Here is a 16,637-nt window from a genome sequence, read left to right as displayed (position 1 = left end):
GATTCGCGCAACGCGTTGTTCGCCATGTCGACGCGCAATGAAAAAAGCCGGGTGTGGCCTGCGTCGGCCACACCCGGCTTTTGCTTGCTTCAGCGTCGAGCTCAACCGGTATTGCGCAACCCCGCCGCGATTCCGTTGATGCACAAATGAATGCCGCGCCGCACGCGCGCATTGGTGTCGCCCGCGCGATAGCGCTTGAGCAGTTCGACCTGCAGGTGATTGAGCGGGTCGAGGTACGGGAAGCGGTTCTTGATCGAGCGCGCGAGCAGCGGATTCTCGGCGAGCCGCTCGCTCTTGCCGGTGATCTCCGACAACACTTTCGACGTGCGTTCCCACTCGGCAACGATGCGCTCGAACACGTGCTTGCGCAGCTTCTTGTCGGTCACGAGCGCCGCATAACGCGACGCGACCGCGAGGTCGGTCTTCGCGATGACCATGTCCATGTTCGACATCAGGTTCGCAAAGAACGGCCAGCTCTTGTGCATCTTCTTCAGCAGCGCGAGGCGGCGGGCGCGTTCCGCGTCCGACGGCGCGCTGTCCAGATGCTCGGTGACCGCGCTGCCGAAGCCGTACCAGCCGGTCAGCAGCAGCCGGCATTGGCCCCACGAGAAGCCCCAAGGGATCGCGCGCAGATCCTCGATCTTGCGCTGCTTGGGGTCCTGCAGCTTGCGCGACGCGGGGCGGCTGCCGATGTTCAGCTCCGCGATCTCCGCGATCGGCGTCGACTCGAAGAAATACTCCTTGAAGCCCGGGGTTTCGTAGACGAGCGCGCGATACGTGGCCATCGCCGTATCGGACAGCTGCTGCATCGTTTCCTCGTACACCGGCAGCTCGGCCAACGTGTGGTCGTGCGGCAGCAGCGACGCTTCGAGCGTCGCGGCCACGACGGTTTCCAGATTGCGCCGGCCGATTTCCGGATTCGCGAACTTGCTCGCGATCACTTCGCCCTGCTCGGTCAAACGGATCTGACCGTCGACGGTGCCCGGCGGCTGCGACAGGATCGCCTGATAGGTCGGGCCGCCGCCGCGGCCGACGGTGCCGCCGCGTCCATGGAACAGACGCAGCGTCACGCCGCGTTCGTTGAACAGCGACAAGAGCGCCAGCTCCGCGCGATACAGCTCCCAGTTCGACGTCAGGAAGCCGCCGTCCTTGTTGCTGTCCGAGTAGCCGAGCATCACTTCCTGCTCGTTGCCCTGATGTTCGATCAGCGTGCCGATGCCCGGCAGCGCGAACAGATCGCGCATGATGTGCGGAGCATTGCGCAGATCGGGGATCGTCTCGAACAGCGGGATCACCATCAGGCCCGCGCGCGCTGGGTCGTGCTCGTCGCCGAGACGTCCGCGCAACAGGCCGGTTTCCTTCTGCAGCAGCATCACCTCGACCAGATCGCTGACGGTCTCCGTATGCGAAATGATGTAGTTGCGCACCGCGCGCGCGCCGAATTTTTCGCGCGTGAGGCGCGCTTCCTCGAGCACCGCGAGCTCGCTCTTCACGAGGTCGGAGTACTCGGCGTAGGGCACGCGCAGCGCGCGCGGCTGCGCGAGTTCGGCGAGCAGCACGTTCAGCTTGTCCGCTTCCGACAACCCCGCGTAGTCGTCCTCGACACCGGCGCGCTTCAGCAGCTCGGCGATCACCGCTTCGTGGATGTCGGAGCTTTGCCGCAGATCGATGCTCGCGAGATGGAAGCCGAACACTTCGGCCGCGCGAGCGAGCGGTGCGAGACGCGGCGAGGCGAGCGGCGCACCGTGATGCTCGGCGAGCGAATCGATCAGCACGTGCAGGTCGCGCACGAAATCGGCGGCGTCGTCGTAGGGGATAGCGCGAATCGGCGCGACGCCGCGGCCGGCGCTGCGCAGCGGCACGCTGCCTTCGCCGAGACGCACGCGCGCGCTCGCCGCGAGCCGCGTGTAGATGCCGATCAGCGCGCGACGATACGGCTCGTCGGTGCGATGCGGCGAGTGGTCGGGCGAGATGTCCGCAAGCTCGTTGAGCGCATCGCTCGTGCCGACGAGCACATTCGACATCGATAGCTCCTCGCCGAGCTTGTGCACCTGCACCAGGTAGTGCTCGAAGATCACCGCGGCCTGACGGGTGATGGCGTTTTCGAGCGTTTCGGCGGTGACGTTCGGATTACCGTCGCGATCGCCGCCGATCCAGCTGCCCATCTGGAAGAACGGCGGCAGGCGCGCTTCGAGGCCATGCTCCTTCAGCGCTTCCTCGATGTCGGCATACAGCGCCGGCAGTTCTTCGAGGAAGGTGCTGCGGTAGTACGACAGCGCGTTCTCGATTTCGTCGGCGACCGTCAGGCGCGCGTCGCGCAGCATCCGCGTTTGCCACAGCGACGTGACGCGCGCGCGCAGCATCGCTTCGTTGTGCGCGCGCTCGCGATTCGTCAGCGGCTGGTCGCGCTCGGCGAGCAGCCGCGCGATGTCGTGCTGCGCGTCAAGAATGCTCTTGCGCTGCACCTCGGTCGGGTGCGCGGTCAGCACCGGCATGATCAGCGCGTCGTCGAAAAACCGCTGCAGCACCGGCGTCGCGGCGGCACCGGCCGCGACGAGCCGCTCGAGCGCATGCGCGATCGTGCCCGGCTGCGAGGCCGAGCCCGCGAGCGCATGAATGCGGTGACGACGGTTGCGGTGGCGGTCCTCGGCGATGTTCGCGAGATGCGAAAAATAGCTGAACGCGCGCACGACGCTGACGGTCTGCTCCGGCGTCAGCGAGCGCAGCTTCTTGTCGAGCGTCTGTGCGGCGGCGCTATCGTCCTCGCGACGGAAGCGCACCGCGTTCTGCCGGATCGTTTCGACGACGTCGAATACGGCGTCGCCTTCCTGCTCGCGCAGCACGTCGCCGAGTAGCCGGCCGAGATAGCGGATGTCCTGGAACAGCGGGTGGTCCTTGTCCTCGCGCGTGCGGCCGCCGTTCTTCACGGTGGGCGCGGCGGCGGGCTCAGCTTGCGACACGGCCTCGAGCTTTTCCGTTTCAGCGGCGCGCGGGGGTGTCGCGTCGCCTTCGATCTTGATCTTGACCTTGGCCGGCTTGCTGGCGGTGGCCGAAGTCGCGGCTTTTTCGGCCTTGCCGGATTTCGTTGCTTTGGGCGCCTTGTCCTGCTTGACGGGCACAGAGGTTTGCGAGGCCTTCGAGGCCTTGGCGGCTTGCGCGGCAGCGTTGGACAGGACGTCGGGCGCCGCGGCGTCGGCCGGGCGAGCGGTGGGCGAGGCAGTGTTGCGGCGGGCGGGGCGCGCCGATCCGGAAGACGTCACGATGAGTTTCCTCGGGGAAGCCAGGGTCTGTTGATTGATGAACTGCGACTGCGAACTGCAACCAGCAAGTACAACGTGAACTGCGTGCAACAGGGACTGCGCAACGGACTGCAAGACAGACTGCTAATGCGACTGCAATAAAGACCTGAGACGGCGGACTGCAAACGGCGACTGCCGACCCGCTACCAATCGAGCCGCGCGTGCCGCACCGCGTGCGAGGAACCACGCAAGCGCTGCCGATCGCGCGACGCCGACGAGGGAGAAGGGAGCCACGGGCTGCCAGCCCGCGAAGAGACTGAACACGCGGCACGCATTGCCGCAGCGTGTTCGCCGCATTGCATCATCCCGCATGCCGCCGCGCGGCGCGCGAACGACCGTGCGTGACAACGCTGAATGGGGGCCTTCGCGCGCGGCGCGGAGCCCGTCTCCTCCGTCGATACCGCTTGCGCACAGCGCCCTGCGGTGCCTTGGAACCCAAGGGCACAAAAAAGGGCGCGTGCTAACATTGATTGTTATTCGATCCCGACATCAAGCAGCAAGCTAATGAACACCGAGACGTTTTCCACGCCACCCCACACGCTTGTCATTGCGTCGCGAGAGAGCCGCCTTGCCATGTGGCAAGCCGAGCACGTGCGATGTGCGCTGCACAAATTATATCCATCTTGTGACGTAAAAATCCTCGGAATGACGACACGTGGTGATCAGATTCTCGATCGCACGCTGTCGAAGGTTGGTGGTAAGGGGCTCTTCGTGAAAGAGCTCGAAGCCGCGCTCGCCGATGGCCGCGCCGACCTTGCGGTGCATTCGCTGAAAGACGTGCCGATGGAGTTGCCCGCCGGTTTCGCGCTATCCACCATCATGGAGCGCGAGGACCCGCGCGACGCGCTCGTGTCAAATCAGTACGACTCGCTCGCCGCGCTGCCGGCCGGTGCCGTGGTCGGCACCTCGAGCCTGCGCCGTGAAGCGATGCTGCGCATGCGCTATCCGCATCTCGACGTGCGGCCGTTGCGCGGCAATCTCGATACCCGACTCGCCAAGCTCGATCGCGGCGACTACGCGGCGATCATTCTGGCCGCGGCAGGGCTGAAGCGTCTCGGTCTCGCCGAGCGCATCCGCGCGCTGCTCGATCCCGAGGATAGTCTGCCCGCGGCGGGCCAAGGCGCGCTCGGCATCGAGATTCGCGCCGATCGCGCGGACCTCGCCGCATGGCTCGCGCCGCTGCATCATCAGCACACGGCGGCGGCCGTCGAAGCGGAGCGGATGGTGTCGCGCGCGCTCGGCGGCAGCTGCGAGGTGCCGCTCGCCGCCTACGCAACGTGGGGCGACGGCGCGCTGCATCTGCGCGGCATCGTCGCGACGCCGGACGGCCAGCGCGTACTGAGCGCGCAGGCGTCGGCGCCGGCGCCCACCATCGAACGCGCGCTCGCGCTCGGCGAGGAAGTGGCGCAGTCGCTCGCGCACCAAGGCGCGCTCGAGATCGTCCGCGCGCTCAGCACCGCGAGCGGTCCCGCGGCCGCGCCCGGCGCGGCGGCCAGCGAGTGATGGCCGCCGGCACGCCCGGGAAGGCGCCGTTCACGGTCGTGATCACGCGGCCGGCCGGCCAGTCGAGCGAACTCGTCGAACGGCTCGAAGCAGCCGGACTCGCGTCGCTCGACTTTCCGCTGATCGACATCGCGCCCGTCATCGACGACGCGCCGTTGTGCGCCGCGCTCGCGTCACTCGAACGCTACGCGCTGGTCGTGTTCGTGTCGCCGAACGCGGTCGATCACGCGTTCGCGCGCCATCACGATATCTGGCCGCACGCGCTGCCGGTCGGCGTGGTCGGTCCGGGCAGCGTGCATGCGCTCGCGCGCCACGGCGTCAGCGCGCCGGAGCATCGCGTGATCAGCCCCGCGGCGGGTGCCGACGACGAATCGACGAGCTTCGACTCCGAGGGCCTGTTTGCGGCGATCGAGGCGCAACTCGGCGCCGCGGGCCTCGAAGGCAAGCGCGTGCTGATCGTGCGCGGTGACGGCGGCCGCGAATGGCTCAGCGAGCGCCTGCGTGAAGCTGGCGCCGAAGTCGACACGGTCGCCGCGTACCGGCGCATCGTGCCGGAGCCGTCGATCGGCGCCTGGGCGCGCGTGCACGAACTGCTCGCGGGCGCGCCGCACGCATGGCTTCTGACCAGCTCCGAAGGCGTACGCAATCTGCAGGAACTCGCGCACGATCATCTAACCGCCGGCGAGATCGAGCAGCTCAAACACGCGCCGCTCGTCACGCCGCATCCCCGCATCGCGCAGACCGCGCGGGCATTGGGTTTTGATAGGATTACGGTGTCCGGCGCGGGCGACGAGCGCATAGTCCGCGCCCTCGTGGCCGCGGCCGCCGTGCCTCCCGTCGTCCAACCGGTATCGTCCAACCCGGCTCAACCACGCATGACTGAAACGAACGCATCCACGAACGCCTCACCTCAGCCGCCGGCAAGCGCCGCCTTGCCGCCGAATCAACCCTTCACGCCGTACGAAGCGCAAAAGCGCCGCAGCACGAGCGGACCGCTGCTGTGGCTTGTCATCGTGGTGATCGCATGCGCGGTGGGCGTGGGCGGCTTCGCGATGAACCGCAAGCTGGTGCGCACCGAGCAGGAGCTCGCGCAGCGTCAGCAGGCCAACGACACGCAGACCAACGAGCTGCGCATCAAGATCGACCAGGCGCTCGCCACCGTGCATCAATCGGACGCGCAGGTCGCGCAGCTCGAAGGCAAGCTTGCCGATGCGCAGGCCGCGCAGCAGGCGCTGCAACAGCAGTACGCGGATCTCGCGCGCAATCGCGACGACTGGACGCTCGCCGAAGTCGGGCAGATGCTGTCGGCGGCCAGCCAGCAGTTGCAGCTGACCGGCAATACCCAGCTCGCGCTGTTCGCATTGCAAAGCGCCGATACGCGCCTCGCGGCGTCCGATAGCCCGCAGGCGCTCGCCGTGCGCAAGGCGATCGCGCAAGACATCGACAAGCTGAAGGCCGCACCGTCCACCGATCTGACCGGCCTCGCGATCAAACTCGACAACGCGATCGATCACGTGAGCGGCCTGCCGCTGTCGGGTGAAGCACCGATTCCGCGTGCCACGCCGCACGCGGCCACGTGGGCCGACACCGCGAAGGTGGCGGCGGCCACCGGCAAGCCGCGCTGGGAAGTGTGGATCGACGAGGTCACGCACGGCATCGGCGAACAGCTGTCGAGCCTCGTGCAGGTGCGCCGTATCGATAACGCGGACGCGATGCTAGTCACGCCGGATCAAGGCTACTTCGTGCGCCAGAACCTGAAGCTGCGTCTGCTATCGGCGCGTCTCGCGCTGCTGTCGCGCAACCAGACCACGCTGAAGTCCGACTTGCAGGCGGCGCAGTCCGCGTTGACGCGCTACTTCGACACTTCATCGAAAGACACGCAGATGGTCATTGATCTCGTCAAGCAGGTGGACGCCGGTTCGGCTGCGGTCGAGCTGCCGAACCTCGATACGAGCCTGCAGGCCGTCAATCAATACCGGAACCGGGGTTAATCATGGCGATCCGGGGACTTCTATGGCTCGCGGCGCTGTTCGCCGTCGCGGTCATGCTCGCGGTGGGCGGGCGCTTCGACGCGGGGCAGGTGCTGCTGATCTATCCGCCGTACCGCGTCGACATGTCGCTGAATCTGTTCATCGTCGGGCTGGTGGTGCTGTTCATCCTGCTCTACGCGCTGTTGCGCATTATCCGCAATATCTGGCGCATGCCGCAGCGCGTCGCCGCGTACCGGGCGCGCGCGCGTGTCGCGAAGGCGCACGCGGCGTTGCGCGACGCGATCGGCAACCTGTACGCGGGACGTTTCTCGCGCGCGGAAAAGGCTGCCAAGGACGCGCTCACGAATGGCGACAACAAGGGCGCGGCCGGTTTGATCGCGGCGACCGCCGCGCATCGCATGCATGAGTACGGACGGCGCGACGAATGGCTCGCGCAGATCGACGAAGCCGAGTGGCAGGACGCGCGCCTGATGGCCACCGCCGACATGCGCGCCGACGGCCGCGACGCCGACGGCGCGCTCCATGCGCTGACCGAGATGCAATCGCAAGGGGCGCGGCGCATCCACGCGCAGCAGATCATGCTGCGTGCGCAGCAGCAATTGAAGAACTGGGGCGAAGTGCTGAAGCTCGTCAAGACGCTGGAGAAGCGCGAGGCGATCCATCCGGCGGTCGCGGTGCGGCTGCGTCAGCTGGCGGCGGAAAATTTGCTGCGCGACCGTCGCCACAACGCTGAGGCGCTGCTCGAATTGTGGCATTCGCTGTCGGCGACCGAGCGTCATTCGCCGCGCCTCGCCGATACCGCCGCCGAACTGCTGGTTGCGCTGAATCGTCCGCAGGAGGCGCGCAAGATCGTCGAGGAAGCGCTTGCGCAGAACTGGGATGCGCGCCTGTTGCGCCGCTATCCGGACACGGCCGGCGGCGATGCGTTGCCGCTCATCCAGAAGGCCGAGGCGTGGCAGAAGGATCGGCCGGAAGACGCGGACCTGATGTTCGCGCTGGGGCGTCTGTGCCTGCATCAGCAGTTGTGGGGCAAGGCGCAGTCGTTCCTCGAACGCGCGCTGAAGCTCGCCGACAACGAGACGCTGAAGATCCGTTCGCATCGCGCGCTCGCGCGTCTGCACGAGCAGCTTGGAGACACCGACAAGGCGAGCGAGCACTATCGCGAGAGTGCGTTGGCGATGAACGTGACGTGAGTTAAGCCTCTTTAGCCGCTACCGGATGGCCGCAGCCTCGCGCTGCGGCCATTTGTTTTTACGGCGCCTCTGTCCGCCTCGAATCGGCGGGACTGCGCTTTGCTTCACACCTCACTGGATGCGCAACCTGGGAGGTGTTCAAAGTGGCCAGCGACGCTATGACGGTGCAAACCGACACCCGCAGCGGCGACGTCGAGCGCGAGGGCGTCGTCGTCATTACAGGGGCAAGTGCCGGCGTGGGGCGCGCCACCGCGTCCGAGTTCGCGCGGCAGGGCTATGACGTTGGGCTGATCGCGCGCGAGCCGCGACGGCTCGCGCGTGCCGCCGAGGAGATCGCCGCGACCTATGGCGTGCGCGCACTCGCGTTGCCCGCCGACGTCGCCGATGCAGATGCGATCGAGCGTGCCGCGCAGCGCGTAAATCGCGAGCTGGGCGGCATCGACGTGTGGGTCAACGTCGCGATGGCGACCGCGTTTGCGCCGGTGTCCGCGCTCAGTGCGCGCGATGTCGAACGCGGCACGCAGGTGACCTATCTGGGGCAGGTCAACGGCATGCTGGCGGCGCTCCCCGTGATGCGCGCGCGCCGGCACGGGACGATCGTCAATGTCGGCTCGGCGCTCGGGTACCGGTCGGTGCCGTTGCAGTCGATCTATTGCGGCGCGAAGTTCGCTGTGCGCGGCTTTACCGATTCATTGCGTTCCGAGTTGCTGCACGACGAGGTCGATATCCATCTGACGATGGTCGATCTGCCCGCGGTCAATACCCCGCAATTCGACTGGGCGCTCAATCGCACGGGGCGCAGGGCGCGGCCGGTGGCGCCGGTATTTCAGCCGGAAGTGGCGGCGCGGGCGATCTACTTTGCGGCCACTCATCGGCGGCGGCAGGTGTGGGTCGGGTGGTCGACGGTCAAGGCGATCCTCGCGAACCGGATCGCGCCGACGCTGCTCGACCACTATCTCGCGCGTGCGGGTTACGACGGGCAACTGACCGATGAACCATTGCCCGCCGATGCGCCCGCGAATCTCTACGAGCCGGTGCCCGGCCACTACACCGCGCATGGCCGCTTTGACGATGAAGCGCGCGCGTACTGCTGGGAGCTGTTTACCGATCGGCATCGCAACGCGGTGTATGGCGCGGCGGTGCTGGCGCTGGCAGGGGGCGTCGGGTGGCTGCTGAGGCGCAAACGGCCTTGATACGCAATCGGTGTGCCTCCTCCCTGTCGCCGATGAAAGGTCTGGACTATCCTACGAATGACAGGGCCGCCCACAATCCGTGGCGCGGCGTCCTCGACTGCGAACATTCCAAAAATGGAAGCGGACAGGCCAGTTCCTCACAAAGAGCAGACCACTGCAAGCAGCGCGCACCGCTGGATGCGCTGGTTGCCGGGACTGACGGTGCTCAAGGCGTACCGCTTGAGCTGGCTGCCGAGCGATCTGACGGCCGGACTGGTACTGACCACGATGCTGGTACCAGTCGGCATCGCTTACGCGGAGGCATCGGGGGTCCCCGGCGTGTTCGGCCTCTACGCGACGATCGTCCCGTTGTTGGCGTACGCGCTGTTCGGCCCGAGCCGGATTCTCGTGCTCGGCCCCGACTCCGCGCTTGCGGCTCCGATTCTGGCGGTCGTCGTGCAAGTGGCGGCGGGCGACCCGTCGCGCGCGATTGCGGCGGCCAGCATGATGGCGATCGTGTCCGGCGTGTTCTGTATCGTGATGGGCTTGCTGCGGCTGGGATTCATCACAGAATTGCTGTCTAAGCCCATTCGATACGGCTATATGAACGGCATCGCGCTCGCGGTGCTGATCAGTCAGTTACCCAAATTGTTTGCCATTTCGATCGAAGAGCGCGGGCCATTGCGGGACATCGTGAGCCTCGTGCAGGCCATCGCCGATGGCAAATCCAACTGGTACAGCTTCGCGGTGGGCGCGGGAAGCCTCGTGCTGATCCTGTTTCTCAAGCGCTTCGAGAAACTGCCGGGCATCCTGATCGCCGTGATCGTCGCGACGTTATGCGTGAGCGCATTGCACCTCGATAGCGTCGGCGTGAGAGTGCTCGGCAAGATCCCTCAAGGCCTGCCGACCTTTGCGCTACCATGGCTCACCGACGCCGATCTGGTGAAGATACTGCTCGGCGGCTGCGCGGTCGCGCTGATTTCGTTCGCGGATACCAGCGTGCTGTCGCGGACTTTCGCGGCACGTTTTCGCAGCCGCGTCGACCCCAATCAGGAGATGGTCGGGCTCGGCGTGGCCAATCTCGCGGCCGGCCTGTTCCACGGTTTCCCGATCAGCAGCAGTTCGTCGCGCACGCCGGTCGCCGAGGCGGCGGGCGCGAAGACGCAACTGACGGGCGTCGTCGGCGCGCTGGCGGTCTCGGCGCTGCTGCTGGTCGCGCCCAACCTGATGCACTACCTGCCCAACAGCGCGCTCGCCGCGGTTGTCATCGCGGCGGCGATCGGCCTGTTCGAGATCACGGACCTGAAGCGGATTTTCCGCATCCAGCAATGGGAGTTCTGGCTGTCGATGGCCTGCTTTGCCGGCGTCGCGGTGTTCGGCGCGATTCCAGGCATCGGCTTCGCGGTGGTGATCGCGATTATCGAGTTTCTGTGGGACGGCTGGCGACCACACTACGCGGTGCTCGGTCGCGTCGAGGGTTTGCGCGGCTATCACGACCTGGAGCGTTATCCGCACGCGGAGCGAATCCCCGGACTCGTGCTGTTTCGCTGGGATGCACCGCTGTTCTTTGCGAATGCCGAGCAGTTTCAGGAGCGCCTGCTCGAAGCCGTCGCCGAATCGCCGGCACCCGTCAAGCGCGTGGTGGTGGCGGCCGAACCGGTGACGAGCGTGGACGTCACCTCGGCCGACATGCTGCGGGAGCTGACGCGCTCGCTCGACGAGCGCGGGATTGCACTGCACTTTGCGGAGATGAAAGATCCGGTTCGCGACAAGCTCAGGCGCTTCGAGCTGACCGATCTGATCGGCGATGCGTGTTTTCATCCGACGGTCAGTAGCGCGGTTGATAACTATGTCGAGACGGTTGGGGAGGGATAGTTTTCGGAGCTGAGGCTAGATTCACCGGGGAACGGGTTTGTGCCTGGCGTTTGCTTTTGAAATGCCTGTGAAAACGGTATGGGGCCGCGCCAGTTCACTCCTGTTCTTCGTCATCGGGCGACACCCTTTGCCACCAGCTGTTCACGACGGATTCTGTTCACGGTGGTGCGGTCGCAGCGCGGAATAGTCGCGATCAAGATGAACGTCCATCAGGACCGGCGTTTTGGATTCGTCAGGCGCCGAGTCCTTTGGGTCGGGGTCCCCGAAAGCAAACTCGACGTCCACCGGAAATCGGCTGGTTGGCAGGTCTGAGGCACGATAGCGATAGTGATGCAGACGAACCTGCGGCGGTACTGTTCCCATATCGTTGCCGGGCCGCCTCTCGCCATTGCCGTCGATCCAGTAACCGATATCGACCTGGAGGAGATCTTCCAGTGTCGAGCGGTTAACGTCGGTCAATAGTGGACTGAAGCGGATCGTGAAGTGCGTCGCGACTTGCTTCACTTTTGCGCGGTCGGGGGAGGGGTCGAGCGGATCGGGTATCGCAACTACGATGATTTGCGTATCCGGCAAGACCCGATTCACGAAGGAATACTCCGTAACACCCACCACACCGCGCTCAGGCCGCGCCGCAAGAATGCGGCCGAATATCGTATGTGCGGGATCGAAGGGCTGGTCGTCCCGCAGGATCGCTATTGCCGTGGTCAATATTCTGAAGGCCATGTCGCGCTGCTCGTCGGTCACAGTGTCCCTCGTCTCAGTTTCTGGCGCTGACGGTCCTGTGGGCGTCGACGTACTGGGCTGTGCATGTACCGGGATTGCGAACGAGAGGATCACCAGGATTGCGCCAGTAGGCCTGAACCACTTCCGCGCAAGCGTAGGCGTCTTCTTCATGAAGTTGGCTCCTATAGCCGGTTTCAAATTTCGCCATTTTTTGTGCTGTTTGCGCAGAGACGTTCAACAGGTCACTCAAGACGGGCTTTGTTCACGGCGTCGCGGTTTCAGCGCGGAATAGTCACGATTCAGTAGAACGTCCATTAGGACCGGCGTTTTGTGTGCGTCCGGCGCCGGGTCCTTTGGGTCTGGGTCGCCGAAAGCAAATTCGACGTCCACCGGAAATCGGCTCGTTGGCAGATTCGAAGCACGATAGCGATAGCTATGCAGCCGAATCTGCGGCGGAGCCGTGCCCATATCATTGCCGGGCCGTCGCTCGCCATTGCCGTCGATCCAGTAACCGATATCGAGCTGCAGGAGATCTTCCAGCGTCGAGCGGTTAATGTCGGTCAATAGTGGACTGAAGCGAATCGTGAAGTGGGTCACGACTTGCTTGACTTTCGTGCGGTCGGCGGAGGGAGCAAGCGGATCGGGTACCACATAGAGAATGATTTGCGTCCGCGGGAAAGCCGGATTCACGAAGGAATACTCCGTCCCACCTCCTTTGCCGCGCAGAGGGTCAGCCGCAAGAACGCGGCCGAAAATCGTATGAGCGGGATCGAATGGCTGGTCGTCCCGCAGGATCGCTATTGCAGTGGTCAAAATGCTGAATGCCATATCGCGCTGGGCGTCGGTCACAGTCGGTCTCATCTCAACTCCTGGCCCCGACGATCCTGAGGGCGTCGGTGTACTGAGCTGTGCATGTACCGGGATTGCGAACGAGAGGATCACGAGGATTTTGCCAGTAGGCCTGGACCACTTCCGCGCAGGCATAGGCATCTTCTTCATGAAGTTGGCTCCTATAGCCGGTTTCGAATTGCACCATTTTTTGTGCTGTTTCAGGAGATACGTTCAGCAGGTCACATACCTTCCTTTCGGCAAGCGGGAGATCTCGGCTGAGATACTCCCGACCGGGCATGTCCTGCATGTAAGAGATCAGCCAGTAGTAGTGGAAGACAAGCATCCTGTGCAGACCGATGTGAACGCGGTGATCGTCAGGTAGTGGCGTGTTCCCAGCCGCTGTATAGGCTTCTTTTAGCATCGTCGACCAATACAACCTCTGGACATTCGGCAGGTCTTTGTAGTCGTCTGGAAAGTGCTGAAGCAAAGAAAACATCCAGAAGTACTGTTGGCAGTGGCGAGACTCGTGATACAGCGTGTCGGCAAATGCCTTGAGGCGGTTATCCAGCAAGGTCGGCTGGTGCTTGAGTTCGACGATGTGCGCGATCTCGCTCTCGTTGACGGCGATAAGCCAGTACTTCCCGATGAATGCGGCACTGACGTCCTGTCGCAGGTTGTACTGCGTTGTCCGCTCTGGATCGACTATCACGATCTGTGGCATGCCATCACTAGTTTCCGGACTAGCGGCATCGCGTCGTGGCAATCCAAAGGGCCCGGCACCAAGCGCGTCTTCCAATTTCGGCATGACCGCGTTTTGAATCATTCTTATCGAATCGGCAGTCAACGGCCAAGCCACCCCGCCCCAATCGATCCCCTGCAACGCAGCCTTAATCGCAGCCGCATAAGCCTTGGTCACCGGGTACTCGACACCCTTGCGCATCGACATATCGGCGGGCGTGTCACCCTCGGCCGCACCATTGACGAAGTGATAAAACCGCAGCCCGAAGTTCATCGGATCGCACGAGACGAATTCGGGTCGTTTATCTTCCGTCGTCGCGCTCTCGTTCGGAGAGGCCACGGCCTTTCCTGCGACCGTGGCACTGCGTTTCTCGGCATTGGGTACAGCGCCAGCGAATGACTCGTTCGCCGCCCTGATCACTGCGCCTCTGCTAACCGCAATCACTTTATCCGGCTCGCTCGCGGCAAGCAGTTCGACCGTCGCGAACGCAAGCATGTTGCTGGTGACGAGACTCGTTTCGCCAAGCGCGTTGGTCACACCCTGAATCAGTTGACCATCGTCGAGCGTGATCCGATATGGCTGACTCGGCAGCGCAAAGCCGGAATCGTGTTCGATCAGAACATGATGCGCCGCCAGTCTGCCGGGATCATCTGGCGTGACGGGCAGACTGACAGGCCGTGCCGCTGGCCCGTCGGTCCGATGACCGCTCGCATGGACCCGATGCTCGCCACCCGTATAGACCTTGTACCCGTCCGAATTGATGACTACTTTCGTATTACCAGCATGCAAGACGATTTCCTTGCTGGCCATCAGATTGATCGAATCGGTTCTACTGATGATACTGACGACACGTTGCGCGATGATCTCGACGTCGTCGTTTTGCGCGTCGATCTGCACCTTGCCCGATGCGGCCTTGAGCCGGATGCCGAGATGTTGCGCAAACACCCGCACGCCGTTGACCGCCGACGCCAGCAGCGATTTCACCGCCGCGACGCTGACGTGTCCGCCCGCGCTGAGCGCGATGTGTTCGGCACTCGCCACGTGCGTGCTTTGCGCTGCCGTGAGACCGAGACCCGCCGCGCTGCCCAGCACCAGGTCGGGCTGGGTCAGTTGCGGAAAGGGAAGCTCCGCGCTTGCCTTGCCGCGAATCGCGTCGTTCTGCGCCTTGATGGCCTGCGCGACCTCGCTTTGACTGGTCTGCTGTTCCTGTGCCTCGTACCGCCGCGCGAGACTCGCGAGGTTCTCGTGGGTGTCGCGCGCCTGAGTGAGGCGCGCCACGGTCTCACCGGCATCCTTTGCCGGCGTGCTAGCGCCGTGACGTGCCTCGGTGGTGATCAGCATGCCTCGGTTGGCTCGCGCGACACCCCATGCGTTCGTCGCCAGTTCCCAGCCTTCACCGCGTGCCTGCTGCCGGCCTGCGTCGCGCACGACATGCGTGTTGTAGCCCAGCACGAGGCGCGACTGTGCGTGGTCGCTGGCGATCTGTGCCTGCAGTTGGCCCGGCGTGTCATCCAGTACGACGTGATTGGTCTGGCTCGCGCAGCCGGCCTTGAGCTCGCTGCTAAGGATGCCCGAGAGCGCCTGGTTGTCGGGCAGCCTCCAGGGCGGCTGATTCTGGCCGTTGACCATCCGGTCCGACACGTAAGGCTTGTCCGGGTCGCCTTCGTGATAACTGACCGTGACCTCCTGACCGATGCGCGGCGGATAGATCGCACCGAAGCCGTTGCCTTGCCACGGCGACGACACCCGCACCCAGCAACTGGCGCTGTCGTTCTTCGGGGCAAGCCGCGCCCACGCAAAGCGCACCTTCACGCGTGCATATCCATCGACCCATATCGGCTGATCCTCGGGGCCGACCACGATTGCCGTTTCCGCCGCGCAACGCGGCTTTTTCTTCTGACGATTTTTGAAGAACGTATTGGCGGGTTGGAGCACGAAGTCGGTCGCGCACTGGCGCAGCGCATCGTTCGTGTCCGCGCCGGGTGACCGCGTGTTCTGCGGTGCATTACGGATATCGAGGGTCGTCGATACGACCAGGTACTCGGCGTTGACTTCCCGCAGCGGATGGTTGTCGAGCCAGAATGTTTTCCCGGTTGTCAGACCGCGCAGATTCCCTTGACCCTTCAGCCGCAGACGATGACCGCGCATTGCATCGACACGCACGCTCGCGAGGTGCCCGGCTTCATCGCGGAAGTCGCTCCGCTCACCTGACAGTCCCGTCGCACCCGCAAGCGGCTGCGAATAGTCGCCCCAGCCGTATTGCTCGATGTTGTCGTGGGCCTGCTCACTGCGGCACTCGTACTCGCCCTCGAAGCGCGCGCCGGGGCGCGTGTAGTCGTAATCGATCAGGCTGACCTTGCCTGGCGTGATCTGATGCGATACCTCGAGCTTGTGAACGTGCTCCTCGTCGACGTGCCTGCTGTCGGGCGCATGGTAGCGCAGCGTGTCGTATGCGTTGTCGTGTCGTTTGTGCGAGCCGGGCGAATCGCACAGTACCAGCGTCATTCCGTCGAACAGGTAGTAGATTCCCCATTCTCTCCAGATCCGCGTGAGGAAATCGAAGTCGGATTCCCACATCTGCCGGACATAGTCCCGCTTCGGGTAGCCGTTGCGCAGGCCGGGCGCGCCGAGTTCCATCACGACCGGGAAGTGATATCGCTCCTTGAGTACCCGGTCCGTGATGTCCACCACGCTGGCGTCCTGGAAGATCCTGCTGTCGCAGTTCTTCGTGGCCAGCCACAGCCAGGGACGGACGACGAGGCGGTAATAGGCGCGCCGTTCATCGGCACCCATCTGTTTGATGCCTGTGATGAGGCCCGACATCGTGCGGCGGCCGGCGCTCGCGTGTGCCACGTCGCCGCGTACCAAGCCATGACGACCGAACAATCCGTTGCCGTCGAAAGCGATCGAAATGTCGATGACCTTGCCGATCAGGCGATCAGGCACGACGAGTTCCTGTGCTTGCCACACTCCGAGCGTCGGACTTTCGATCGTCGCGACATCGAGCGTGTATCGATAAAGCTTGCCTAGGGTTTCGGCGCCGCGCAGACGGAGCGGCACCAGCAAAGGCGCATTGCCCCATGTGGGTAATGCGTCAGAGGAAAGACCCAGGATGTGTTCACGGGGGTGAGCAAGTTCTCGCAATTGGCACGCTCACGATGCAATCAGAATCGCGCCGCAGCCCGTGCTGTTGCCTGCGAGCCGGATCATTGGCCGGCCGTTGCCGTTCGTCATAGTCGTTCCTTGTGATGTGCGAACGACAAGTATCGGGACGGAGATGACCCGCGGCGATCGGAATTGGATGAATTTTT

The 16,637-nt window shown here is 64.3% G+C and carries 9 protein-coding genes; 5 read left to right on the top strand and 4 right to left on the bottom strand.

The genetic code is table 11. From position 1 onward, the window contains the following. Nucleotides 1–101 precede the first annotated feature (101 nt). The gene (gene ppc / locus G5S42_RS25405) at nt 102–3,260 is read right to left on the bottom strand and encodes a phosphoenolpyruvate carboxylase (RefSeq protein WP_176109270.1); all 3,159 of its coding nucleotides are present in this window, start codon (nt 3,258–3,260) and stop codon (nt 102–104) included. A gap of 543 nt (nt 3,261–3,803) precedes the next feature. Here ppc and hemC point away from each other — a divergent pair. The 5 genes from hemC (at nt 3,804) to G5S42_RS25380 (ending at nt 11,033) form a co-directional block, all read left to right on the top strand. Then, nucleotides 3,804–4,802 (top strand): hydroxymethylbilane synthase, encoded by a 999-nt coding sequence (gene hemC, locus G5S42_RS25400; protein ID WP_176109269.1) that lies wholly within the window; start codon nt 3,804–3,806, stop codon nt 4,800–4,802. Beyond that, nucleotides 4,802–6,793: a fused uroporphyrinogen-III synthase HemD/membrane protein HemX gene (hemDX, locus tag G5S42_RS25395; RefSeq protein ID WP_176109268.1), complete on the top strand. Its 1,992-nt coding sequence runs from the start codon at nt 4,802–4,804 to the stop codon at nt 6,791–6,793. Before hemC ends, hemDX begins: the two co-directional genes overlap by 1 nt. A 2-nt stretch (nt 6,794–6,795) precedes the next feature. Then, nucleotides 6,796–7,986: a heme biosynthesis protein HemY gene (locus G5S42_RS25390; RefSeq protein WP_176109267.1), complete on the top strand. Its 1,191-nt coding sequence runs from the start codon at nt 6,796–6,798 to the stop codon at nt 7,984–7,986. 158 nt (nt 7,987–8,144) lie between these two features. Continuing rightward, nucleotides 8,145–9,179: an SDR family oxidoreductase gene (locus G5S42_RS25385; RefSeq protein ID WP_176110632.1), complete on the top strand. Its 1,035-nt coding sequence runs from the start codon at nt 8,145–8,147 to the stop codon at nt 9,177–9,179. Nucleotides 9,180–9,293: 114 nt separating this feature from the next. After that, the gene (locus G5S42_RS25380) at nt 9,294–11,033 is read left to right on the top strand and encodes a SulP family inorganic anion transporter (RefSeq protein WP_176109266.1); all 1,740 of its coding nucleotides are present in this window, start codon (nt 9,294–9,296) and stop codon (nt 11,031–11,033) included. 141 nt (nt 11,034–11,174) lie between these two features. Here the strand turns inward: G5S42_RS25380 and G5S42_RS25375 are convergent, their stop codons facing one another. The 3 genes from G5S42_RS25375 to G5S42_RS25365 all read right to left on the bottom strand — a co-directional run bounded on the left by G5S42_RS25375 (nt 11,175) and on the right by G5S42_RS25365 (nt 16,386). Then, nucleotides 11,175–11,777 (bottom strand): hypothetical protein, encoded by a 603-nt coding sequence (locus G5S42_RS25375; protein ID WP_312883609.1) that lies wholly within the window; start codon nt 11,775–11,777, stop codon nt 11,175–11,177. Between the two features lie 225 nt (nt 11,778–12,002). Next, a complete protein-coding gene (locus G5S42_RS25370) occupies nt 12,003–12,605 on the bottom strand; it encodes a hypothetical protein (protein ID WP_312883608.1) in 603 nt (200 codons plus the stop codon). Between the two features lie 13 nt (nt 12,606–12,618). After that, on the bottom strand, nt 12,619–16,386 hold the full coding sequence (locus G5S42_RS25365) for a type VI secretion system Vgr family protein (RefSeq protein ID WP_312883641.1): 3,768 nt from the start codon (nt 16,384–16,386) through the stop codon (nt 12,619–12,621). Nucleotides 16,387–16,637: the final 251 nt, after the last annotated feature.

Source organism: Paraburkholderia youngii (genome assembly GCF_013366925.1).
Taxonomy (GTDB): domain Bacteria; phylum Pseudomonadota; class Gammaproteobacteria; order Burkholderiales; family Burkholderiaceae; genus Paraburkholderia; species Paraburkholderia youngii.
This window is presented reverse-complemented; position numbering and strand designations above follow the sequence as displayed.